The organism is Polluticoccus soli (assembly GCF_029269745.1).
GTDB lineage: Bacteria > Bacteroidota > Bacteroidia > Chitinophagales > Chitinophagaceae > Polluticoccus > Polluticoccus soli.
In genome coordinates, this window is the sequence record NZ_JARJHT010000002.1 from 290,518 (window position 1) to 312,035 (window position 21,518).

Here is a 21,518-nt window from a genome sequence, read left to right on the forward strand (position 1 = left end):
GCTATGTCGATAACAGAATTATCAATCAAACGCCCGCTACTGATCACCGTAATATTTGTTACGCTGATACTGTTTGGCTGGGTGACTTACAAGCAGTTGGATTATAACCTGCTGCCTAAGATAGAAGCAAACGTGGTGTCGGTACAGACAACCTACCGCGGTGCTTCGTCTGATGAAGTACAGAATAGCGTGACCAAACCTGTGGAAGAAGCAGTTGGAGCTATCGAGGGGGTGAACCACGTTTCGTCTACTTCGCAGGAAGGTGTATCTATCGTTACAATAGAATTGAAGCCTAATGCGGACGTGAACCTCGCACAAAGAGATGCAGAACGCAAGATCAACGAGGTGAAGTCGAAGCTGCCAGATGACGCAGACGATCCAATCGTCAGGAAGTTCAACACAGACGAACTGCCTATCCTCCGCATCAGCGCAACCAGCAAACTGAGCGAACCTGAATTGTACGATCTTGTTGACAATAAGGTGAAACCCCTGCTGCAAAACGTGCCAGGCGTAGGCCAGGTATCGCTGATAGGTGGCAATGAAAGGGAAATACAGGTAGCATTGGATAACGACAAGCTGCAAGCCTATGGAATTTCATCCATGCAGGTAAACCAGGTTATTGCCAATAGCAATAGCTCTTACCCCGCCGGCGACGTGGAGACCAGCAGCACCCGTTTCTCACTGAGGATGGATGCCAAAACTACTAAGGTAGAAGACATGCGCAACCTAATTGTTCGCGAGAATAAAGATGGCAGCCGCGTATTGCTGAAAGATGTTGCTACCGTTACCGATGCGCAAACAGAAGCCAGCACTATCAACCGTATCAACGGCCAGTCTGGTATCGGTATACAGATATCCAAGCAAGCTGACGCCAACGCTGTAGAAGTAAGTAAAGAAGCGAAGGCTAAACTGGAAGAGATCAAAAAGCAATTCGCAGGCCAGGGATTTGACTACCAGATCGCGTCCGACCAGTCGGTCTATACACTGGCGTCCGCCGATGCTGTGGTACATGATCTGTTCCTTGCCGTGCTGATAGTTGGTGCAGTGATGCTAATGTTCTTGCATAGTCTTCGCAGCTCGCTCTTCGTACTGGTTGCAATTCCATCTGCAATGATACCAACGTTCATCCTGATGTATGTCTTCGGTTTTTCGCTGAACCTGATGACGCTGATGGGACTTTCACTGGTTGTTGGTATCCTGGTGGATGATAGTATCGTGGTACTGGAAAACATTTACCGCCACATGGAAATGGGTAAGCACAAACGCATTGCCGCTCTGGAAGGTCGTAATGAGATAGGCTTCACAGCCATGGCCATTACACTGGTGGATGTTGTGGTGTTTGTGCCACTGGCTCTGGCAGGCGGTCTAATCGGTAATATCCTCCGTGAGTTCTCGCTGGTGGTAGTGTTCTCTACACTTATGAGTCTGTTCGTGTCCTTCACCCTGACGCCGCTACTGGCTTCACGTTGGGGTAAGCTCGAGGTGTTGAGCAAGAAATCGCTTTGGGGCAGGATAAACCTTGGTTTTGAAAAGATCATTGACAAGCTGAAAGACGGTTATACACAGATCCTTCGCTGGTCACTGGGACACAAACGTTATATACTGGGTACCGTGCTGGTATTGTTGATCGGCTCGATTGCATTACTTCCTGCCGGTTTCATCGGCACTGCATTTGCGGGCAACGGCGATCGGGGAGAGTTTACAGTGCAGATCGAAACATCGGCACAAACGCCGCTGTACCAAACCAACCAGGCTGTGAAGCAGGTAGAACAGCTGCTGCTGTCGAAACCAGAAGTGGTAAAAGTATTCTCTAACGTGGGTACGCAAACTGGTACGATGTCAGCTTCATCTAACAGCAACCTGGCGGAAATTGCTGTAACGCTGGTAGATAAAAAACAGCGCTCTATGTCTACAGACGACTTTGGTGCTAAAATGCGCGACGAGATCGGTGCTATACCTGGCATTAAGATATCGATACTTCCGGTGAGCATTACAGGTAATGCTCAGGCCCCTATACAGATCGCTGTTAAAGGTGCCGACATGGACTCTATCTGGAAAGCTGCAAAGCAACTGCGTGATGTCGTAGCTTCTACACCGGGTACAGACTATGTGCAGTTCAGTACTAAAAGTCCTAAGTCAGAGATATCGGTAGATATCAATAGGGAAAGGGTATCGCAATACGGCCTTACCGTCCCTGAGGTTGGTAACGCGGTGCAGCTGGCCTTCCGTGGTAACGATCAAACCAAGTTTAAAGAGGGCGGTGAGGAATATCCCATCAACCTGACACTGGATAAAGGTGACCGTCTGGATATGGAGAGTGTGAAGAATCTAACAATCCGTAATAGTAAAGGTGCTATCGTTCGTCTCGACCAGGTGGCTGATGTAAAAGAAGTTCTTGGCCAATCGGTGCTAGAACGCACCGACAAACTGAATACTATTAAAGTGACTTCGGCAGCTGTTGGTCGTCCTTCAGGTACCATTGTTGCCGATATACAGAAGAAACTAGCTGACGTAAAACTGCCGCACGGTGTGAGTATTGACTACCTGGGTGATGCAAAGAACCAGAAAGACGCCTTCGGTAGCCTTGGCCTGGCAATGGGACTGGGTATAATACTGGTGTACCTTATTATGGTGGCCCTTTATGAAAGCGTAGTGTATCCATTTGTGGTACTGTTCTCGATACCTGTGGCGATTGTTGGTGCATTGCTTGCCCTGGCGCTTACTATGGAGTCTCTCAATATATTCGCTATCGTAGGTCTGATCATGTTGTTAGGTCTTGTGGCTAAGAACGGTATCCTGATAGTGGACTTTACCAACGAGTTGCATGCAAAAGGTTATGGACTTACCGAGGCGCTGATAGAAGCAGGTAAAGAGCGTCTACGCCCTATCCTGATGACGACCATAGCCATGATAGTAGGTATGTTACCTATCGCTCTTGCTCATGGTGCAGGTGCCGAAGTAAAGAATGCTATGGCCTGGGTGATCATCGGTGGTTTGACCAGCTCTCTGTTGCTGACTCTTGTATTGGTACCTTCTATGTACATGATCATCGAAAAGGCAAGGCTGAAAGTGGGCCGCATGGTGAACAAACGTAAACGTCGTATCGCTATAGATGCAGCGATACCGGAAGAAGCTGCTACTGCTACCATCTATAATTAATAGTCGATCAATATGTTATAAAAGGCCGCCCCGAGCGGCCTTTTTGATTTTACAGGGGGCTTTCAAATGGTGGCTTTTTGTGTTATCTTACTTAACCTCATTCTTTTAGCATCATGAACGGAGATATTGTGACGCAATCCCACCCACTGGAAATATCGCAGGATACTGATTTCATCCAGGTGGTCACCGAAATAATGCCGGCAGTAGTAGCTGTTATCGCTCTTCCATCAAGGGAGATCATATACCACAACAAAGATGCTATGACCTTACTGGGCTTTGACACAGACAATATCCAACAAATGTCGTTTAGTGATCGTGTCAGCCTTTTCCATCCAGATGATCTGCCTCTTATCCAGGATTATTACGACCGTTTTTCTTCGCTCGGCGACAATGAAGAAAATTACGTGGAGTACCGGCTTAGAAATAAAAAAGATCAATGGGTATTCTTGTCTGCGCGCGGTAAAGTGTTCAAGCGCGATGATAATAGTAATGTTACTCAGATCCTGATGGTTGGCCAGGACATTACCACGCGGAAAAAAGTCGAAGACGACCTGGATCAAAGCAAGGAATTGCTGCAAGCTGTATTGAATAATACAGCCAGTAGCATAATGCTGCTAAAGCCGGTTAGGGATAGAGAAAATGTCATCGTTGATTTTGAATACCTCTTCACCAATCAGCAAACCCTGATATCTATGAACAGGGATTTGCTGGTGGGCAAGTTGTTTACGGAGGAGTTTGACGGTCTGAAAGGTTCTGACCTGTTTCACGAATATGTTCGGGTGATAGAAACCGGCAACAGCTACCAGGCAGAAGTGGATGTAGAGCCGTTTGGTGCACCGGTTTGGGTGCAGGTGTTTGCTCGAAAAATGGATGACTGCCTATTGGTGACCTATTTCGATATCACAGAGCGTAAAAAAGCCGAAAAGGAAAATAAAGACCAGACTCACTACCTTAAGGCCATTGCTGAGACCAATCCGGATATGATCAGTGTGATCAACCTGGAAACAAACGATATCGAATTTGCGAATGTAACGGCATTTATCCGACAGGGATTTGGGTCGGTAATAGAGCCGTTTGCGACGAGAGAGTCAAATGAAAGGCGAACAGCCATCTGTCCTGATGACCGCAAAGCGGTTGAAAATTATTTCGGGTCGTTCCGCAATACGGGCGATGACGAAGTTCAGAAGGTGGAGTATCGTGCATACAATGATAATGGTGAGCTGATGTCCTTCATTGCCCAGGGAAGGGTTTTCAAAAAGGACGAAAAAGGCATCCCAACGCATTGCGTTAACATTGTGCATAACATAACCGAACGAAAAAAAGCTGAAAAGGCTATAGAAGAGCAGGCACATTTTATCCAGTCTATCACAAATGCTGTCCCTAGTATTATTCTAATAATCCGGCATCCTTCGGGAGTGATCGAGTTTAGTAACCGTGACGCGTTTGAACTTTTGGGATTTGATCTAAAAGAAATGCTGAATGGAGGATGGGAAGACCGGATACAAGTATACCATCAGGATGACATTCAAAAGCTAAAAGACTACTATGGCCGTTTTGATCTGCTAGCTGATGACGCAGAAAATAGCCTTGAATACAGGGTGAAAAATAGAAAAGGAGAATGGGTATGGATGGACGTACGTGGTAAGGTTTTTGAGCGGGATGCGCAGGGTAAGGTGGTCCGTACTCTTCATACAGGACGGGACATTACACAGCGCAAAAAAGCGGAGGAGGAGATCCTCAATCTAAAAGACGAAATTGCAAAAAGTGCTGAGGATAAATACCGCACACTTTTCAACTCAATGGATGAAGGTTATTGCATCATCCAGATGATCTACGATGAGAAGGGCCAGGTAAGTGACTGGCGTTTTTTAGACGTTAATCCTGCTTTTGAAAGGCATAACGGCCTGAGCAATGCATCCGGAAGGACGATACGTGAACTTGCCCCTACCATTGAATCTAAATGGCTAAATATCTATGGTAAAGTGGCCGAGACAGGCGAAAGCATCCGTTTTGAAGAGGATTCAGAAGCATTTCATCGCGTTTTTGACCTGTATGCTTTCCGCATAGGAGCACCCGACGACCATAAGGTTGCTGTTCTGTTTTCGGATATAACCGGGCGAAAGAGATCGGAATTGGCTTTGCGCGAAAGCGAGCAGCGATTGAAAGATTTGATCAGGCAAAAGGATGATTTCATTGGCATTGCCAGTCACGAGCTAAAAACGCCGGTTACGAGTATAAAAAATTACGCTGAGTTGGTCCAGGAGCGCCTGGAAGAAACGGGGGGCAACAACAACATCACCTTGTTACAGCGGCTAAATGAGCAAATAGACAGGTTGTCGCATTTGATCAATAACCTGCTCGATACCACCAAGGTATCGGAAGGGAGGATGAGTTTCAATTTTAGGACGTTGGATATAACCGAAGTGCTGCGCGAAAAGATCGAAGAAATGGCAAGTCCCGGCGGCCATAAGATCGTGCTGCATGCGGATAGTCTGCCCGATGTAATTGCAGACCGAGAGCGTATAGGACAGGTGGTCACAAACCTGTTGTCGAATGCGGTAAAATATTCGCCGCTTGGTAGTACCGTATCGGTGAACGCAGCCCGATCGGGAAATGCAATAAGAGTAACTGTAAGTGACGAAGGAATGGGTATTCCCGAAGAAGACCTGCCAAAGGTATTTGACCGGTTTTTTCGTGTTACTTCTAACCAACGGGACACTTACCCGGGTATGGGCCTTGGGTTATACATTTCGGCTGAGATCGTTCGCAGGCACGGTGGAATAATTGAGGTGAAAAGTAGTCCCGGGCTGGGTGCTGAGTTTAGTTTTACTGTTCCTTTCGGGCAGTAAGACTGAAATGAAACAAATGGGATAGTTTCCCTGATCGTACCCGGAGGCGTAAGTAGCGGCTATTTTTTGGCGATATGCTATTACTCTACCGGTAAAAAGACATTGAATGTACTGCCCTTACCAGGCTCACTTTCTACCGTGATAAAGCCGTTGTGTTTATCCAATATCTTTTGGCAAAGTGCCAGGCCTATTCCTGTGCCGAAATATTTACTGCTGCTATGCAGTCGCTGGAACATCTGGAATATCTTATTGGTGTACTTGCTATCGAAGCCGATACCATTGTCTTTGAAGCTAATGCGGTGATAATTGGTGCCATCCAGGGCGTCCGGGTGCTTTAGATCAATCCCGTTAGCAATAGTTGCATTGATCACAATATGTGGTACACTGCCTTCTTCCTGGAATTTCAGGGCGTTGCTGATAATGCTCACCATCATTTGCGTCAAAAGTTTAGCGTTGCCTGTCACATTGGGCAGTTCGCCCGATTCTATAATAGCCTTCTTTCTGGCGATAACATTATCCAGCTGGACTTTGGCGTGCTGCAACAGCTGGTTTAGGTCTGTTTCTTCCCTTTCCGTGTCGTCGTCATTTACCTGCGCAAAGGTTAGAAGGTCGTCGGTCAGCAGCCCCATGCGCTGTGCCGAAGACTGTATTCGTTTGAAATAGCCTTTACTCTTTTCAGAGAGTTGCCTGCCATCTTCTGTCAAGATCATTTCAACAAAGGTGTAGATCTTTCGTAGCGGCTCCTTCAGGTCGTGGCTGGTGACATGGGTGAACGTCAGCAGGTCAGCATTGGTTTGTTTCAGTTCTTTGTTTTTGCGCACCAATGCTTTGTTCAGGTTCTTCAATTCGTTTTCTGCTTTTATACGGTGCGATACATCATGCTTAATGTTCATCACGCCGAAAACTTCTCCACGGTCGTCTTTCAGCGGAATGAAATGACTCTCAAAATACCCACCGCCATATGATCCCTTACCGGCGGGCACAAAGGTCTTGAAGCCCCGCATGGCCATATCGATAGCTTTGATCACCTCTTCATGATTATTTATCTCAGGGAAAAACTCGATGAGGTTTCTTCCCATGATCTCGTTCTTACTGATGCCGGAAAATTGTTCGCAGGTTTTGTTCCAGGATATCACCTGCATTTGGGTATCAAATGCCAACACCTGGTCTATGCTGGCGTCATTGATCATATCTGCTAGGTTATCGATCTGTACCATGGCAGCAACTTTTGCTTGTTCGTTAAGACTTATTATATGTGGGCAATTTAGTATGTAAATTGCGATTTATTTGACGCTACTAAACTACCAAAACACAATGCGTTATGGTTCAGCTTTTTTGCCAATTTTCGAAAAAAGTTGGCAACCGCTTTTGCACAGTGGCTTTAAAATATTGTGCCTGCTAATAATTGAAACCTACCCGTATATCATTACATTCGTGATGGGGAATTTATCGAAGTTGCTGTAGTTGAATACAATAAACAATGTTCAATGAAAAAAGTGATAGTAGCGGAAGACGATGCGGGAGTACAGGATTCCATCCGGATGGTGCTGGAGGATGCAGGTTATGATGTCACTGTATTGAGCGGCGGCGAGTCCTTATTAGGAACTGAATACGATCTGCCGGATGTTTTCATTTTGGATAAGCAGCTGTCGGGGGTAGATGGTTTGGATATCTGCAGATTTTTGAAAACGCAGGGCAGAACCAAAAATATCCCCGTGATCATGATTTCTGCCAGCTCCCGTATCGACATGTTGGCCAAAGATGCACAGGCCGACGGCGTCCTCGAAAAACCATTCCGTATCGAGGCCCTCCGCGATATGGTGGCAAGGCATACCGCGTAATCTTTCCAATAAAAATATTTTGTTGCATCCTTAGCCAGGAGTAGTTTGTAGAAAAGTGAATAGAGGGGGCTACCTTATTAAGGTGATATTGCCCTTTTTATGAAAGGTGTTGCCACTTTTGAAAACTACCGACAGCACATATCCATACACCTCTAAAGGCGCATCTGCTCCTTTATACCCGCCATTCCAGCCCTTGTTTACTTCGTGCGACTGAAACACCAGCTCTCCCCAGCGATTGTAGACGGCAAGGTTCATCTGCGCTATGTTTACTCCGCGCACCAGCAGTGTATCGTTGTAGCCATCGCCGTTGGGACTAAACGCTGTAGGTATGTCCGCTATCTCGCAGTTGAAAGGTATTTCTATTACCGTATCGGCAGTGCAGCCAAAATAGTTAATGGCCTTCACTTTATATTTTGCGGGTGTAAGGCTATCGGTTTTCGCAGTTGTAGTGCTGCTGCCTCCGCTGAATACAAGTTCAGGTTCCAGTAGCACCTGGTAGGTCCACGGCACCCAGCTGGGTAGTGCTGTGACCTTGATAAAGCCTTTCTCTCCGCAATCAGCAGCAATGGCTTCAGCAAAGATGTGATCGGGGGCAATGTGAATAGTATAGGCCTGCGTTTGTTTGCTAGCTATAGGGCAACCATCATCGGTATAGGTAACAAAGAATGTATAGTTACCATCTGGCAACTCCGGCATATTCCAGGTAAACCGACTCGTGGGGTTCTTTGAGTTATTATTGGTGATATTCAGCGTTGAGCCTGCCGGTAAACCGTTGGCCACCATGTTGATAATGGCGTTATCGGCATCGGTAGGATTGATGTCAAATGCCAGTTCATGACTGCCTTTGCAGGTTTGCACTGTTACTGTGTCTGCGATAGTGGCACCTGCTGCATTCGATACGTAACCTACCGGCGGGTTGTTGTTGCAGGGCATGATCACCACCGTCATTTCGCGCATGCTGGTTCCGAGCAATACACCCTTGCGGTATTCTGACACCCGGTAAACTACCAGCGATTTCTGTGTGATATTCGGTGTGAAATTCAGTTGGCCGGTGCTCTTGCTAAACTTGAATGCACCGGTTGCTACCGCGATTGGATTACTGCCTGTGTAGGGTGGGATATAGGTTACCAATCCTACCGTATCCAGTCCATCTACCAGTTCGTACACCAGGCTGTCGCCGTCGGCATCTACTGCGCCGGGGTTAAAGTTTACGGGCCGGCTTATGCAATAGAATGGAGTAGCAATGGTAGTGTATTCGGGAGACGAGTTGTTGTGTTGAGTATTATCCAGCGTAGCCTCCAGCCTGATGATGCCCGGCGGCGATACATTGGTCAGGCTATTGCTGCGGCCGGCGATGGTAGTGCCATCTGTATACCCTTTGAAGACGAATTTCCAGTCTGGCGCAGGGCCACTAAGGGTAAACTCTTTCGAGTACACGAATTTTTTTACCCCCGGCACACTGCCTGCAGGGTTTACGCAAGTAGTGTTTGCCAATTCGGCGGGACATACCGGCGTTACTTCTATACCTTCCTGTGGCGGCTCATGGTCCAGCAGGTCAGTAAGGAATTCTGCATTGCCTTTGAATATCTGTATCTGCGGTTTATTAACGGAGAAGGAAGGGAATTGTGTGCCACTACAATCGCCATAAGCCACAATGCTTACCCTGTAGGTGTTGCCCGCTATGTGTTTGTAATACAAATCCACACCGTAAAAGTGGGTAGCAAACAGCCTGCCTGCGGAGAGCATCAGCAAAACGGCTATTAGAAATGCTTTATAAAAACGCATGCAACTAAAGACGCGCTTTCTGTTCCGTCCGGTTGGTAGCGTCATCTGCGATATAGAGTTATAGTGGTTGTTCATGGCTGGTATTAACTGTTGGTTACATCACATTTGTCGGTATCTGGCCCAGGGCATAACGCCCTCTGTAAATATAAAGAAGCAGGTCCAGCTCCCAAACACTGATATCCAGCACGGAAAGTGGTATCTCGAAGGTCCCGTTTGCATGGTCGAAGCGGAAAAGGTATTCAGACTGCCGAACGCCCTTTCTTCCCGGATGTATCGCTCTGCGATAGGAGACTTGCGGTATTCTTTCATTTGAGACGAGGTTCCAATCAAAAAATCCATCCGATACGGTCCATATACCTGCGCTATTCAGTGCCAGCATTTCATCCTGCCCGTTTGCATGTAAAACAGGCGTTCTGCCGGCAATGGTGGGATCATCAATAAATACGGCTTCTGCTTTGAATCGCTCCTGCAGCGCTATCAAGATTTCTTTCTGGCTGGCACTCGCAATCTTTGGTACACGTTCGTGCGAGCCTCTGATCAAGACTCCGGCCAGTTCGGCCGACCGTTGCAACTGGTGAATGTCTGCAACATGCTCATAGGCCCATATCTGCCATTTTAAGCTAGCCCAACTCTCGTAGATCGTGGGAACTATGACGCTGGCTGGTATCAACAGGAAATCCCACCACGAAAAATTCGTTACCAGTAACAGAATGCACAGGCCAATGCCAGAGAAGAACATGACCTGTCCCGGCCGGGCAATACGCTTGCCGGCTTTAATTGCTTCTTGTACACTAATTGATGGAGTGATCATGCTGGTGTGTGAGTGACGGTGTTTTTACATCAACCTTTCCAGCACACCCTTGCGCTTTACAATGTTCTTGTAATCCCACTGCACGGTCTTCGACTGTTGAAGCCAGCGCTGCAGGGCGGCGGTATCTATTTCCGAAGCTGCGGTGTAACGCGCCTCGGCTGCCTTGAATTTGCCCTCTGGTGCCAGTCCCGGCTCGTCGAACGACTGGCCGCTCCAGAACAGCAGGCGGACACAGTTTTTGAGTTTATCGTAACCTACGATAGGGTTGCCCTCGAGAAACCACACCGGGTGGCGGTGCCATATCTTATTCTCAGCCTCGGGCAGGGCCTTGCTGATCTCTTTGAAAAGCTTGTTGCATATCGCCTGGTCTTCGGAGGCTAAGGCTTCGTGGTATGCCTGGATGTCTTTATTCATAGTTGGAGAGTTATACTTCACAGTTACCTGCTTCCCAGTTTACCTGCAAGATAAGCCATTGGCAGATAGGCCACTACAAGATCGAGCACGTTGAACCAGAGTGGTGAAGGCAGCTGCATCACATTGACAATTCCTGCGAAAAAGAACAGAAGTCCAACAACCATGGCCATCAACATTTTGCTGGTCTTCGCGATGCGGGCTGTTATATACGCACCCACAAAAGTGCCCAGCGCGTGCGCCAGGAATGGAAAGATAAAATGCTTGGGTTCAAACAGGTGCATCGAAGCTTTCAACTCTTCGATCTTGGTAACGTCAACACCTTCCGGTGGCGGTATCACCTTGCCGCTGAGAATGATAAGCGACATATTCACCGCACCTCCAATCACAAGTCCTAGTATCACTCCAAGTACATTACGGATAAAGGCTGGCATAAGCTGACGATTTACCTCTAAAATAGTGATCGTAAGCAAAATCCCGCCGGGTTTTCCATGAAGGAGCCCGGCGGGACAGCGACGTTCTTTCAACTTTAATTATGCACCATCGGGTATCTCTGGTTGTACGAGCCTGATCAACTTATCCAGCGAATCCTGCCAGCCCAGGTAGCACATTTCTGCAGGTATCTGGGGCGGTATGCCTTCCTGGACGATCTTCAGTTCGGTGCCGGCTATGGTTTTTTTCAGCCACACGCTGGTGGTCATTTCGCCTGGCAGGTTGGGGTCGTCGAATTTGTCGGTGTACTTCAGGAACTCGTTTGGTTTCAATTCCACATAGGTTCCGCCGAAGGAATGGCTGTTACCGGTAGAGAAATTCTGGAACGACATCCTGAACTTGCCGCCCACTTTGGGGTCCATTTCGTGTACGGTGCATACAAAGCCGTATGGAGGCAGCCACGAGGCAATTGCTGCGGCCTCGGTAAATGCCCTGTATAGTTTTTCGGGAGTTGTGGCGACCATCCTGTATAGTGATACGCTGTTGCTTGACATGGTTAAATGTTTTTGTTGATACAAAGGTGGGGTATACTCACGAGACTGAACGAGGCAATATGCGACAATAAACGGGCTGATTGCGGCAAACCGAAAAAAGGGTGTTTTTCACGTATTGCAGGATCAGATTACGGCGTAGGTTACAGGTGTAAATGAATGTATAACCAATGAAACACTTAGTAATATTAGTTGCCTTTGCTTTTTTAGCCATAGGTGGTAGAAAAGATAAGTGGACATATACCGTCGTTGCACGGAATGCAAGCGCTGAAAATGCGCAGTTGCAGATCGACAATAAGTTATACACCGTTACGCAAACAGAACTTAGAAAAGAAGTGTATATAGACGAGTTCGATCTTGCCAGCCTCTCATTAGGCTATGAAGGCGCCGGCAAAGAGTCGCTGACACTTTCTGTATATAAAGGCGACGCGCTGATATCCACCATAAGCGGCAACACCTATATGTACATCATCCTGGGCCGCGAATCGACAAAGAAAGGAGGTGGAGGAATGTATCACCACAATACAAGTCGTCTACAAGACGATGCGGCCTTCTTTACTGCTTTATAAATTTGTCATAATGAAGCACACCCCCTTCGTTATACAGCGCGATATAATACACACCGTTGCTAAAAGCTGACAGGTCTACTTTATTTGTGCCGCCGTTAGCATGTGCCTCGTATAGCGTCTGACCAATAGCGTTGGTGATGCGAATGTTGAACCGTGCTGGCTGTTGGTTAGACAGTATGGTTATATACTCGCTGGCGGGATTGGGAGTTATGGTAAACGGTGCTTGTTCTACTTCACGGATACCATCAGGGATCAGGTTCACTTGTTTCGTTGTTGCCCTGCTGCAACCGTTGGCATCGTACGCGGTGAGTGTGACCGTGTAAATGTTATTGGCGGGGAAAACGTGCACAGGGTCTTTGGTCGTTGACGCAGTTCCATCGCCGAAATCCCAGCTATATGTTTGTGCTTTCAGTGATGACTTGTTGGTGAATGTAACCTGCAGACCCATATTGCTATGGTCGTATGCAGCTGCGAGATCGTAGACACCCAGCCCCCAGTAGGCGAAGCTGTCGTACACCACCTTCTTCGCCGCAGCTCTTATATTGGCTGCATCCGTAGCTGGTATGGTACTATTGAACGTAACCGCTGTAGGATCTTTTTTAAACAAAGCTGTATAAAAGGCGCAGGCAACCGCATAGCTGCCTTCCACCGTTGGGTGGCTGCCGTCTGACTGGTAAAGTTCTATACTAGGATGATTGGCTCTGATATACCGGCGTACCGCTCCCGCCGGCGACACCACCGCATCGAACGAGTCTGCTAATTCCATGTAGCGGGCCCGTATTACGCTGTCCATGCCCTCGTAAGTGCAAAAATATTGAGGGCTGGGGCAGTTGTTTGGGTCGCCGTCTTTATAGCCCCAGGTCATGTAAAACATGGCGCTCGTGCACTTGGCGCTGTCGCGGATAAGTTTGGTGAACTGCCCCGCGTATATATAGGTCGGGTGAGAAGGGCCAAGCTGCCCGAAGGCCGGCATCTGGCTCTGTTCCTGCAATACCACATAGTCCCAGCTGGCAGTTTTTACTTTCTGCACGCAAGGGTCCTGTGGGGGAGCCCAGTGGTCCTGCAGCTTCCATCCGCCGGGTGTATGGCTTTCATAGATCAGCGTATCGCCCATCGATGCAGCTATATCAGCTACCATCTTTGGCATGTCGTTATAGTAGGTATAGCTGTTACCAATAAAAAACACACGAAGTTTCTGCCCGGCTTGAGACTGTGCAGCACTCAGGCAGGCAATAGCCAAAAACAAAAGGGCGGGGTATACTTTATTCACTATTCACGTTTTACCACCTAGAAGACCTGATAAACCGCCGTTCAGTTGGGTAGGCCTCTAGTTCACGTTGATATAAATATCTTTCTCAGTGCCGTTTTCAGGCAGGATTACAGCCATGCTACCTGTGTACACCTTATTTGCAGCAGAGTCAAAAGCCGTGCGATAGACAAAATAGTCGCCGCATTTCAGGTCTTCGAGGTGTATATGGTCTTCGCCGGCTTCACTTACAACGTAACTATCGAAATTGGAAGGGTTGGTACCCGGCGAGGTTGCCGTGTTGTATTTTACAAAAGCGGTATCCGGGTGGCCAGCATAGTTGAGCAGTGTGTCGCCATTGTGCACGGCAAATACGACGATGCTCATATCGCCGCCTTTACCGGCTACACAATCGTCTTTTTTATCACAGCTGCTTGAAAAGATCAAAGCAGTTATTGCAACCAGTGGTAGTAAGGAAAGTTTCATGAATTATGTTTTTAGGGTGAATGTCCTACTAAGTTAGAACAAAAAGGATTGAAAACCGGACCGGATAAAATTGAAAAAGCGCAGGTGCCCCTTCGGAACACCTGCGCCAGAAAGTTGATGTTATTATTCCTCGCTATTGTACTACTACCTGCTTTACATCTACAGCATCGCCTGCCTGCATTTTCAGGAAATACGTGCCAGGCGCCCCGCTGGGGAGGTTGATGGTAGTTTGCTTTTGGGTTATTTCCTGGTTCAGTACCAGTTTGCCTGTGACATCGTGTATAGCAACAGAACAACCTTTCGCAATGCCGTTTTCGATGTTTAACGTAAAGCTGCCGTGGTTGGGGTTAGGCAATACTGAATAAGACAAATCATTGCCGATGCTGCCTATATGGTTCGGCACCGCTGTTGTATCCTTCAACGACCAAAGCTCAGATCCTGTGGTTGTATAATTTGCAAGAAAATAGATAGCGGAATCATACTCCACAAATGGCGCTGTAGTGCCAAGCGGGTCAACTATCGGCGCGATGGGCGGCGCTATCAACGCTGTTCCCGAGATAGTGCCGTCGCTTTTGAAAAGCTGGCGGTCGCCCGCGACTTGTGCTGCATTAAAGAAAAGTTTATCCCTATACTCAATGAAATGGATCGGGAAGCTGCCCCCCGAACCAGCTATGATGTCTTTGACCAGCACTGTGCCGGTACTTGTACCGTCAGTTTCCCACAGCTCTGCGCCATTGGTGACATCGGTTGCCTGGAAGTACAGCTTGTTTTTGTACACAAACCGTTGGTCGATGTTGGCGCTGGCAAATCCGGGATTGATGTCTTTCACCATCACAGTGCCCATCGTCGTGCCATCGGTTACCCATAGCTCATTCCCTGCGGTTTGATCCGATGCACTGAAATAAACCTTGCCGTTGTAGTTTATTAATCTGAACGGCCCCGAGTTGGCTGCACCCGGGTTAATATCTTTGATCATGGTAGTACCCGGGGCAGTACCATCTGTCACCCATAGTTCTGTGCCATAGGTGGCGTCCGTTGCACGGAAGTAAGCAATGTTATTGAAAGCGAACATGCCTGCCGGCGACGACGATGTGGCTCCCGGAACGATATCAGTAACCATTTGTGTGCCTACGCTCGTGCCGTCCGTTATCCAGAGCTCATTTCCGTTGGCGTTATTAGCGGCGCTGAACAATACCTTACCATTTGAGAGCGCGCAAAAATTGAATGGACTTGATGTACCGGCGCCGGTGTTTATGTCTTTCAGCAGCTGTGTGCCCGGTGCTGTGCCATCTGTTATCCATAGCTCTATGCCATTAACATTGTCAGTTGCATTAAATAGCAGGTTGTTGCCCAATACTATCATGGGTGTGGCATAAGAGTGGCCTGCGCCGGGGTTTATATTCTTTACCATTTGCGTGCCCGCACTGGTGCCGTCGCTCACCCACAGTTCGTTGCCATTGGTGCCATCGTTGGCAGTGAAATAAAGTTTGTTGTTAAGAACTTTAAAGGTTTGCAAGGCAGATCCCGTGGCGCCGGGATTAATGTCTTTTACCATTTGTGTACCGGCCATGGTGCCATCTGTCATCCACAACTCTTCGCCGCTGGCAGTTGTTGTGGCACGGAAAAATAGTTTGCCATTGCAAACCGTGAGATAAAGGGGAGCGGAACCGCCCGTGCCGGTTTCAATATCAAAATTTTCGAAAACATAAGGGGCCTGTGCATTGCTTTGCGACAGAGCTGCTGCAGCAAGAATGCTAAGGAGTATTTTTTTCATAATTGTGTGTGATTTACCTGGTCGTTATATTATGAATCGCAAAATGCAACTAAAATTCGATAATTGCTAATATGTTATGCTGTGTATCTAAATTCTCCCGGCTATTATTTCCGTGGGTTGATGTGGTCATCAGCCAGGCTGTTTTATACTTTGCAGGTAAATACAAATAGTATTTGTGTCTGTGAATCCGGTAATTTTCCACCATGCAAGACGAATCCAACAAACCTGAATTCTGGGAAGCGGCTTTCAACGATAAGCGCGAGATGTGGGGCTTTGAGCCTGCAAAGTCTGCCGTGCTCACGAGGGATCTCTTTGTTGAGCATGGTGTGAAGGACATGCTGGTGCCGGGAATTGGTTATGGCAGGAATGCACAGATATTCGTAGACGCCGGTATTTCTGTTACTGGCATAGAAATATCAGAGACCGCGATCGCTATGGCCCGAAAGCACTATGGCGATGATATGACTATCTATCACGGGTCAGTTACCGACATGCCTTTTGATGACCACAGGTACGATGGCATCTTTTGCTATGCTTTAATTCATCTGCTGGATGAAGACGAACGGAAAAAGCTGGTAAAAGATTGCTACGCCCAGCTGGCCAACGGTGGCTACATGGTTTTTGTGGCCATCACCAAAGAGGCACCCACCTACGGACAAGGCAAATTCATCAGCAAAGACCGCTACGAGATCTTCGAGGGTGTAAGAATGTTCTTCTACGACCGCGAATCTGTAGCAGCTGAATTTGCTGAAGCAGGTTTGTTTGCGGTGGACGAGGTGGTTGAGAACTTCCCGTTTTTTCTGATCAAGTGTAGGAAAGGATAACTCAGCGGAATCGTCCCGCCAACCGTCAATTCACATCGATATATATAACCGCATCCGGGGCTTTTTCAGGCACGTTCACATAGGTACTACCTGTATACGTCTTGTTAGCAACCGAATCGAAGGCCGTACGATAGATGAAGTAATTACCGCATTCCAGGTCTTCGAGGTGTATATGGTCTTCGCCGGCGCTGCCTACAAAGTAAGTATCGAAATTGGACGGGCTCGTGCCTGGCGACGAGATCGCGTTGAATTTTACAAAAGCGGTATCCGGGTGCGCAGCGTAATTGCGCAGCGTGTCTCCGTTGTGCACCGCAAAGGTCACGATAGACACATCACCGTCTGTGCCGCCGTTACAGTTGTCTTTATCGCAGCCACCCAAAGCCAGGGAAGCTATTGCAAGCAATGGTAACAGGGAAAGTTTCATGAGATGGATTTTGATGGTTAAAAACTACGCTAAGTTAGGGCGAAAAACTATTATATGAGCTCTGCTGTATCACGGTCGGGAATGCCGGTCAGAGGTACCCTCACACAGTTGGCGCGAGTATGCAGCCCGGCAATTGCCGATACGGCCTTGGCTCTGTGGCATTCTCGCGCCAACGGGCATTATAAGCCGAGCAGGAAAAACTATCTTTAATTGGTGGTAGGAAAATTCTCTTTATTCTTGGTTCTCTTTGTATTTGCTTGGAGTGCTTCATACTCACAAAGAGCTGAATACAGTGACAAATGCGAGTTGGTCCACAATCTGCTGGACTCTGCAGATCAAACTTTCTTTGACTTTTCCGATGGCGCCAAAGATTCATCAATAACGATTCTCGACGTTAACGGCGTTCTAAAGGAATGTTCTATGAATACGGTTGGAAACTTGAAACTGATTATCATCAATTCCGGAGAAGAAGTTGAAAGGATAAGAAAACAAGGGATTTTCAGTGCGGCTCGCAGACAAAATTCCTATGTTTTTACTAAAGAGAGGTTAGGCGAATTAACAGGGTTTAGAGTTTTTCATCCTGTGTCCAATGGGAGCTTTTACTGGGGATTTAGCGAAAGGGATAGGCGCTATATCTTCCAAAAGAAAAGTTGTGGCTGGTTCTAGACTATTTGTAGACACAAATGGCCCTGTGGAAGACTTGCGCTAACTATGAATTACTTGAAGTAGTAGTACCAGTTACCCTCAAAATTGGTATCAAAGTTTTCCTTGCTGTCTATAAAAACATTAAAAGTGTCCGGCTTAAGATATCCAAACTCGTTGTATGGTTGCAAAAGCTGGAAGTACTTTTTACTCCAGTCCTTCTGTTCAAGGCTATCCTTATATTTTTTAACCTGGTCGTCAGTGAAGACAAAGAAAAATGCACTTGAAAAGCTTGAAACAATCGTCCAAATATTCGGGTTGTTTAATTGTTGTTGAAGTTCGGTTACCTCTTTTTGTTTCACTTTGCTAAACGCTTCTTGTATAGCTATTGGCTCAAAAGCGCTGAAGTAGATGAAGATATCTTCAGTGTTGTAAGGGAATGTTTCTTTTCTTGACCAGAGTTTGAACAGGCTTTGCTTTGTAAATCTCTTATGCTTGCGCTGGGTTTCGACAAATTTTTTCGCAATCATTTTTTGTTTTTCGGGGTCGAAATTGAAATTGAATTGGTTCCCGTTTACATTAAAGCGGTTTGCTTCTTCTTCAAATTCAAAAATGATCTCTAAACGAGGCCGTTTGTTATGATCCATTGTATCATAGTAAATATTTATTGGGTTGACTTGATACATGTTTTTGATCCATTTTGCTAAGTCTACAAACTCTGTCCTCATGGTTTGTTTGCCAAGCATAATCTGTTTGGTTTCCAGATAGTCTTTGTCAGTTGGAAAAACCATGTTTTTATAAGGGGCTTAAATAAATGTACGGGATTTGCTAATCACAACACAACTAAATGGAAGCTATGGATCGATTGTTCTGGTGTAACTCCCATCATAATGGTTTTGAACAATGCTATCAGCACGTCTAAAAAACCAAATACCTTGCAAGCTATCATCTACTTCGAACGTTCGGGAAGTAATGTCGACAGCTGCAAATTTGCATTTTGCCGTGCCCTTTTTACACCACACGTAGTAGGGGGTATTGTGAGCATTGTTAGAATAAGGAGAATGCGGAAATTTATCTTGTGTCAATCCTGTAACCATTCGGTCGAAATCCTTTAGCACTAATGCACTTTCTTTGCTGGTGCTGGGTTGATGTTGAAAAATAGTCCCGAGCGGAAGCAAGGTATCTTTGCCGATGAGTTTTTGAAATAGCCTTTGGTACCTGAACATTACAAACTCTGGTTTGCCTTTTGGCGGCTGGTAACATATAAACCCACGTACACCACAATCTTCTATCCAGCATCTACTGCTATACAAAGCAATCGCCGCTTCAGAAATATCCATTAAACTGTCTACATAGTTTTTTAGCCTGATTTCCGGGTCTTCAAACAATGCTCTTTCTTGCCCACTGTCTAACATTGCGCTTCTTACAAGGATTCCATCTTGATAAAGCTTAACCGGGCCATCTACAGTTTGCGTATCAGCCGTGTAACTGAAGCTCGATACTAAGGTGTCATTTTTATACCTTTCCTTAATTATATGTGTGCCGCTCTGATGATAATACTCACCATTTCGTTGCCGTGGTTCAGAACTACAGCTAGCAAAAAGCCCGATGATATATACCAAACCCTTTTTCATGCTCTCAACTAAGCGAATATAGAATAAATTTTCGTATTTTTGCTATAATAAACCATATCACCCTATGCCCTCTATCAACCTCGCCCACGAGCGCTTTATCAGCGAAATGATCCTGCATGGCGACAGGCGCAAAGCCTACCTGGCCGCTTATCCTGGCTGCAATGAATTATCGGCTTACAACAGTGCCTGCCGGCTTTTATCCAGCCCATATGTCCAATTCCGTATCCGCAATGCCGTTCTGGCTACCCAACAAGAAGTGGAGCAGGAGCTGAAAGAACACCTCCGCGAAGCCGCAATGTCCATTAACGATAAGCGCGCTTTGTTGGCCGCCATTGCTACAGGACAACTAACGACAACAAAAACTGTTGTCCGCTACAACAGGGAGTACACCCTGCAGCTAAAGCCACAACACCGTGATATTCTGGCTGCTATAAGTTACGATATGAAACTGACCGACTGCTGGAAAAGGGAATTTGACGATGATGACTTCTAAAACAAACAAAAACAAACAACAGATATGATATTGTGTAATATCGAATGATTTGGGACTGGCGGAAACGAGCCACAGGAGCGGCTATGGGGCAGTAAACGATTTAAATAGTTTGTTGCTTCTATTTAAACTGCGGTTTCATTAACTTTACCCCGCTTAATATTATTCCGAGTTATAACACCTCCTTTAAATTTCTATGGGTTACGTAAAAGACAGCTTCAGGGCCAAGGCTGATGAGCAGGCTAAAGAGATCAAGAATATCATTGCACAGCACGGCGAAAAAGTGCTGGACCAGGTGACCATCGCACAGGCATACCAGGGTATGCGCGGTATCCCCGGTTTGATCACTGAGACATCATTACTTGATTCGAACGAGGGTATCCGTTTCCGTGGTTTCTCTATTCCCGAGCTGAGGGAAAAACTGCCGCATGCAGAAGGTGGCAACGAACCACTGCCCGAAGGCCTGTTTTACCTGATGCTGGTTGGCGAAGTTCCTACCCAGGAAGATGTGGAGCATATCTCGGCTACATGGGCGCGCCGCAGCCACGTACCGAACCACGTGTTCGATACCATCGAAGCGCTGCCTGCCTCTACGCACCCAATGACACAGTTCTCTATCGCTGTGCTGGCACTGCAAACAGAATCTAAATTCGCTAAAGCCTACAACGAAGGCATCAGCAAAAAAGAATACTGGGATTATGTGTACGAAGATACCATGACCCTGATAGCCCGCCTGCCACGTATCGCTGCATATATCTACCGTCGCAAATACAAGAATGGCGAACACATTCAACCAGACGGTATGCTGGACTGGAGCGCCAACTTCGCTCACATGCTGGGCTTCGATAACGAAGGCTTCCGCGAGCTGATGCGTTTGTACCTTACCATCCACGCCGACCACGAAGGCGGTAACGTGTCTGCACACGCTACACACCTGGTAGGTTCTGCACTGAGCGATCCTTACCTGTCGTTCGCCGCTGGTATGACCGGTCTTGCTGGTCCGCTGCACGGCCTGGCCAACCAGGAAGTGATCCGCTGGATAGAAGAAATGCAGCAGGAGCTGAAAACAGAGCAACCAAGCAAAGAGCAGATAGCTGACTACATAAAGAAAACCCTGACCGAGGGTAAAGTTGTTCCGGGTTATGGCCACGCGGTACTCCGCAAAACCGATCCACGCTTTACAGCGCAAATGGAGTTTGCTAAAAAGCATTGCCCTAACGACCCTGTGGTGCAAACCGTATGGAACGTATACGAAGTGGCACCTCCGATACTGGAAGGTACCGGCAAGATCAAAAATCCATGGCCTAACGTAGACGCGCACTCTGGCGCCCTGCTGAAACACTACGGCCTGGTAGAAGAAGATTTCTACACGGTGCTGTTCGGCGTATCGCGCGCACTGGGTGTACTGGCCAGCCTTTGCTGGGACCGTGCCCTGGGCTTCGCTATCGAGCGTCCGAAGTCAATGACCACAGAGTGGATTAAGAAGTTTGTAGAGAAAAGCGAGACCGTAGCGGGGTAGACCACCTCCGCCCCCTGAAGGGGGAACCAGGAAGGCAACTTTCGACAACAAACGACAACAACAAGCGAAGC

Annotated in this window: 20 protein-coding genes; 8 read left to right on the forward strand and 12 right to left on the reverse strand. The window is 47.2% G+C overall.

Annotation, left to right across the window (positions count from 1 at the left end; genetic code table 11):
• Window positions 1–3 precede the first annotated feature (3 nt).
• Together P2W83_RS11870 and P2W83_RS11875 are read left to right on the forward strand one after the other, a co-directional pair.
• Window positions 4–3,159 carry an efflux RND transporter permease subunit gene (locus tag P2W83_RS11870; RefSeq protein ID WP_276133954.1) on the forward strand — a complete coding sequence of 1,052 codons (3,156 nt, stop codon included), beginning with the start codon at window positions 4–6 and terminating at the stop codon, window positions 3,157–3,159.
• Between the two features lie 113 nt (window positions 3,160–3,272).
• The gene (locus P2W83_RS11875) at window positions 3,273–6,008 is read left to right on the forward strand and encodes a PAS domain-containing sensor histidine kinase (protein WP_276133955.1); all 2,736 of its coding nucleotides are present in this window, start codon (window positions 3,273–3,275) and stop codon (window positions 6,006–6,008) included.
• Between the two features lie 80 nt (window positions 6,009–6,088).
• On the opposite strand, the gene P2W83_RS11880 is transcribed toward P2W83_RS11875, so the two are convergent.
• Entirely contained in the window at window positions 6,089–7,225 is a 1,137-nt protein-coding gene (locus P2W83_RS11880; RefSeq protein ID WP_276133956.1) for a PAS domain-containing sensor histidine kinase, read from the reverse strand.
• 270 nt (window positions 7,226–7,495) lie between these two features.
• On the opposite strand from P2W83_RS11880, the gene P2W83_RS11885 reads away from it, so the two are divergent.
• Window positions 7,496–7,849, forward strand: a complete 354-nt coding sequence (locus P2W83_RS11885) for a response regulator (protein WP_276133957.1) — start codon at window positions 7,496–7,498, stop codon at window positions 7,847–7,849.
• A 69-nt stretch (window positions 7,850–7,918) separates the two neighbouring features.
• Here the strand turns inward: P2W83_RS11885 and P2W83_RS11890 are convergent, their stop codons facing one another.
• The 5 genes from P2W83_RS11890 to P2W83_RS11910 all read right to left on the reverse strand — a co-directional run bounded on the left by P2W83_RS11890 (window position 7,919) and on the right by P2W83_RS11910 (window position 11,842).
• A complete protein-coding gene (locus tag P2W83_RS11890) occupies window positions 7,919–9,709 on the reverse strand; it encodes a T9SS type B sorting domain-containing protein (RefSeq protein ID WP_276133958.1) in 1,791 nt (596 codons plus the stop codon).
• A gap of 19 nt (window positions 9,710–9,728) precedes the next feature.
• On the reverse strand, window positions 9,729–10,445 hold the full coding sequence (locus P2W83_RS11895) for a hypothetical protein (protein ID WP_276133959.1): 717 nt from the start codon (window positions 10,443–10,445) through the stop codon (window positions 9,729–9,731).
• Between the two features lie 24 nt (window positions 10,446–10,469).
• The gene (locus P2W83_RS11900; RefSeq protein WP_276133960.1) at window positions 10,470–10,859 is read right to left on the reverse strand and encodes a DUF1801 domain-containing protein; all 390 of its coding nucleotides are present in this window, start codon (window positions 10,857–10,859) and stop codon (window positions 10,470–10,472) included.
• A gap of 23 nt (window positions 10,860–10,882) precedes the next feature.
• Window positions 10,883–11,290: a hypothetical protein gene (locus tag P2W83_RS11905; RefSeq protein ID WP_276133961.1), complete on the reverse strand. Its 408-nt coding sequence runs from the start codon at window positions 11,288–11,290 to the stop codon at window positions 10,883–10,885.
• Between the two features lie 99 nt (window positions 11,291–11,389).
• Window positions 11,390–11,842, reverse strand: coding sequence for an SRPBCC family protein (locus P2W83_RS11910; RefSeq protein WP_276133962.1), 453 nt, complete (start codon window positions 11,840–11,842; stop codon window positions 11,390–11,392).
• 167 nt (window positions 11,843–12,009) lie between these two features.
• Between P2W83_RS11910 and P2W83_RS11915 the strand changes: the two genes are divergently transcribed.
• Complete coding sequence (locus tag P2W83_RS11915) at window positions 12,010–12,408, forward strand: hypothetical protein (protein ID WP_276133963.1); 399 nt, start codon at window positions 12,010–12,012, stop codon at window positions 12,406–12,408.
• Here the strand turns inward: P2W83_RS11915 and P2W83_RS11920 are convergent.
• From P2W83_RS11920 to P2W83_RS11930, 3 genes are all read right to left on the reverse strand, one after another.
• Complete coding sequence (locus P2W83_RS11920) at window positions 12,395–13,678, reverse strand: PKD domain-containing protein (protein WP_276133964.1); 1,284 nt, start codon at window positions 13,676–13,678, stop codon at window positions 12,395–12,397. The genes P2W83_RS11915 and P2W83_RS11920 overlap by 14 nt on opposite strands.
• A 57-nt stretch (window positions 13,679–13,735) precedes the next feature.
• Window positions 13,736–14,140 (reverse strand): hypothetical protein, encoded by a 405-nt coding sequence (locus tag P2W83_RS11925; protein ID WP_276133965.1) that lies wholly within the window; start codon window positions 14,138–14,140, stop codon window positions 13,736–13,738.
• Window positions 14,141–14,273: 133 nt separating this feature from the next.
• Complete coding sequence (locus P2W83_RS11930; RefSeq protein ID WP_276133966.1) at window positions 14,274–15,914, reverse strand: ELWxxDGT repeat protein; 1,641 nt, start codon at window positions 15,912–15,914, stop codon at window positions 14,274–14,276.
• A 203-nt stretch (window positions 15,915–16,117) separates the two neighbouring features.
• Between P2W83_RS11930 and P2W83_RS11935 the strand changes: the two genes are divergently transcribed.
• Window positions 16,118–16,738, forward strand: coding sequence for a class I SAM-dependent methyltransferase (locus P2W83_RS11935; protein WP_276133967.1), 621 nt, complete (start codon window positions 16,118–16,120; stop codon window positions 16,736–16,738).
• Window positions 16,739–16,763: 25 nt separating this feature from the next.
• Here P2W83_RS11935 and P2W83_RS11940 read toward each other — a convergent pair whose 3' ends face one another.
• Entirely contained in the window at window positions 16,764–17,162 is a 399-nt protein-coding gene (locus P2W83_RS11940; protein WP_276133968.1) for a hypothetical protein, read from the reverse strand.
• 213 nt (window positions 17,163–17,375) lie between these two features.
• Between P2W83_RS11940 and P2W83_RS11945 the strand changes: the two genes are divergently transcribed.
• Entirely contained in the window at window positions 17,376–17,828 is a 453-nt protein-coding gene (locus P2W83_RS11945) for a hypothetical protein (RefSeq protein ID WP_276133969.1), read from the forward strand.
• A 50-nt stretch (window positions 17,829–17,878) separates the two neighbouring features.
• On the opposite strand, the gene P2W83_RS11950 is transcribed toward P2W83_RS11945, so the two are convergent.
• Window positions 17,879–18,595: a hypothetical protein gene (locus P2W83_RS11950; RefSeq protein WP_276133970.1), complete on the reverse strand. Its 717-nt coding sequence runs from the start codon at window positions 18,593–18,595 to the stop codon at window positions 17,879–17,881.
• 63 nt (window positions 18,596–18,658) lie between these two features.
• Window positions 18,659–19,438 (reverse strand): hypothetical protein, encoded by a 780-nt coding sequence (locus tag P2W83_RS11955; RefSeq protein WP_276133971.1) that lies wholly within the window; start codon window positions 19,436–19,438, stop codon window positions 18,659–18,661.
• A 64-nt stretch (window positions 19,439–19,502) separates the two neighbouring features.
• On the opposite strand from P2W83_RS11955, the gene P2W83_RS11960 reads away from it, so the two are divergent.
• Window positions 19,503–19,931, forward strand: a complete 429-nt coding sequence (locus P2W83_RS11960; RefSeq protein WP_276133972.1) for a terminase small subunit — start codon at window positions 19,503–19,505, stop codon at window positions 19,929–19,931.
• A gap of 193 nt (window positions 19,932–20,124) precedes the next feature.
• On the forward strand, window positions 20,125–21,447 hold the full coding sequence (locus tag P2W83_RS11965; protein ID WP_276133973.1) for a citrate (Si)-synthase, eukaryotic: 1,323 nt from the start codon (window positions 20,125–20,127) through the stop codon (window positions 21,445–21,447).
• Window positions 21,448–21,518: the final 71 nt, after the last annotated feature.

Excerpts from the sequence above, each read along its gene's own strand:
- P2W83_RS11870 (WP_276133954.1), top strand. The coding sequence starts at position 4 with ATGTCGATAACAGAATTATCAATCAAACGCCCGCTACTGATCACCGTA.
- P2W83_RS11875 (WP_276133955.1), top strand. The coding sequence starts at position 3,273 with ATGAACGGAGATATTGTGACGCAATCCCACCCACTGGAAATATCGCAG.
- P2W83_RS11880 (WP_276133956.1), bottom strand. The coding sequence starts at position 7,225 with ATGGTACAGATCGATAACCTAGCAGATATGATCAATGACGCCAGCATA.
- P2W83_RS11885 (WP_276133957.1), top strand. The coding sequence starts at position 7,496 with ATGAAAAAAGTGATAGTAGCGGAAGACGATGCGGGAGTACAGGATTCC.
- P2W83_RS11890 (WP_276133958.1), bottom strand. The coding sequence starts at position 9,709 with ATGAACAACCACTATAACTCTATATCGCAGATGACGCTACCAACCGGA.
- P2W83_RS11895 (WP_276133959.1), bottom strand. The coding sequence starts at position 10,445 with ATGATCACTCCATCAATTAGTGTACAAGAAGCAATTAAAGCCGGCAAG.
- P2W83_RS11900 (WP_276133960.1), bottom strand. The coding sequence starts at position 10,859 with ATGAATAAAGACATCCAGGCATACCACGAAGCCTTAGCCTCCGAAGAC.
- P2W83_RS11905 (WP_276133961.1), bottom strand. The coding sequence starts at position 11,290 with ATGCCAGCCTTTATCCGTAATGTACTTGGAGTGATACTAGGACTTGTG.
- P2W83_RS11910 (WP_276133962.1), bottom strand. The coding sequence starts at position 11,842 with ATGTCAAGCAACAGCGTATCACTATACAGGATGGTCGCCACAACTCCC.
- P2W83_RS11915 (WP_276133963.1), top strand. The coding sequence starts at position 12,010 with ATGAAACACTTAGTAATATTAGTTGCCTTTGCTTTTTTAGCCATAGGT.
- P2W83_RS11925 (WP_276133965.1), bottom strand. The coding sequence starts at position 14,140 with ATGAAACTTTCCTTACTACCACTGGTTGCAATAACTGCTTTGATCTTT.
- P2W83_RS11930 (WP_276133966.1), bottom strand. The coding sequence starts at position 15,914 with ATGAAAAAAATACTCCTTAGCATTCTTGCTGCAGCAGCTCTGTCGCAA.
- P2W83_RS11935 (WP_276133967.1), top strand. The coding sequence starts at position 16,118 with ATGCAAGACGAATCCAACAAACCTGAATTCTGGGAAGCGGCTTTCAAC.
- P2W83_RS11940 (WP_276133968.1), bottom strand. The coding sequence starts at position 17,162 with ATGAAACTTTCCCTGTTACCATTGCTTGCAATAGCTTCCCTGGCTTTG.
- P2W83_RS11950 (WP_276133970.1), bottom strand. The coding sequence starts at position 18,595 with ATGGTTTTTCCAACTGACAAAGACTATCTGGAAACCAAACAGATTATG.
- P2W83_RS11955 (WP_276133971.1), bottom strand. The coding sequence starts at position 19,438 with ATGAAAAAGGGTTTGGTATATATCATCGGGCTTTTTGCTAGCTGTAGT.
- P2W83_RS11960 (WP_276133972.1), top strand. The coding sequence starts at position 19,503 with ATGCCCTCTATCAACCTCGCCCACGAGCGCTTTATCAGCGAAATGATC.
- P2W83_RS11965 (WP_276133973.1), top strand. The coding sequence starts at position 20,125 with ATGGGTTACGTAAAAGACAGCTTCAGGGCCAAGGCTGATGAGCAGGCT.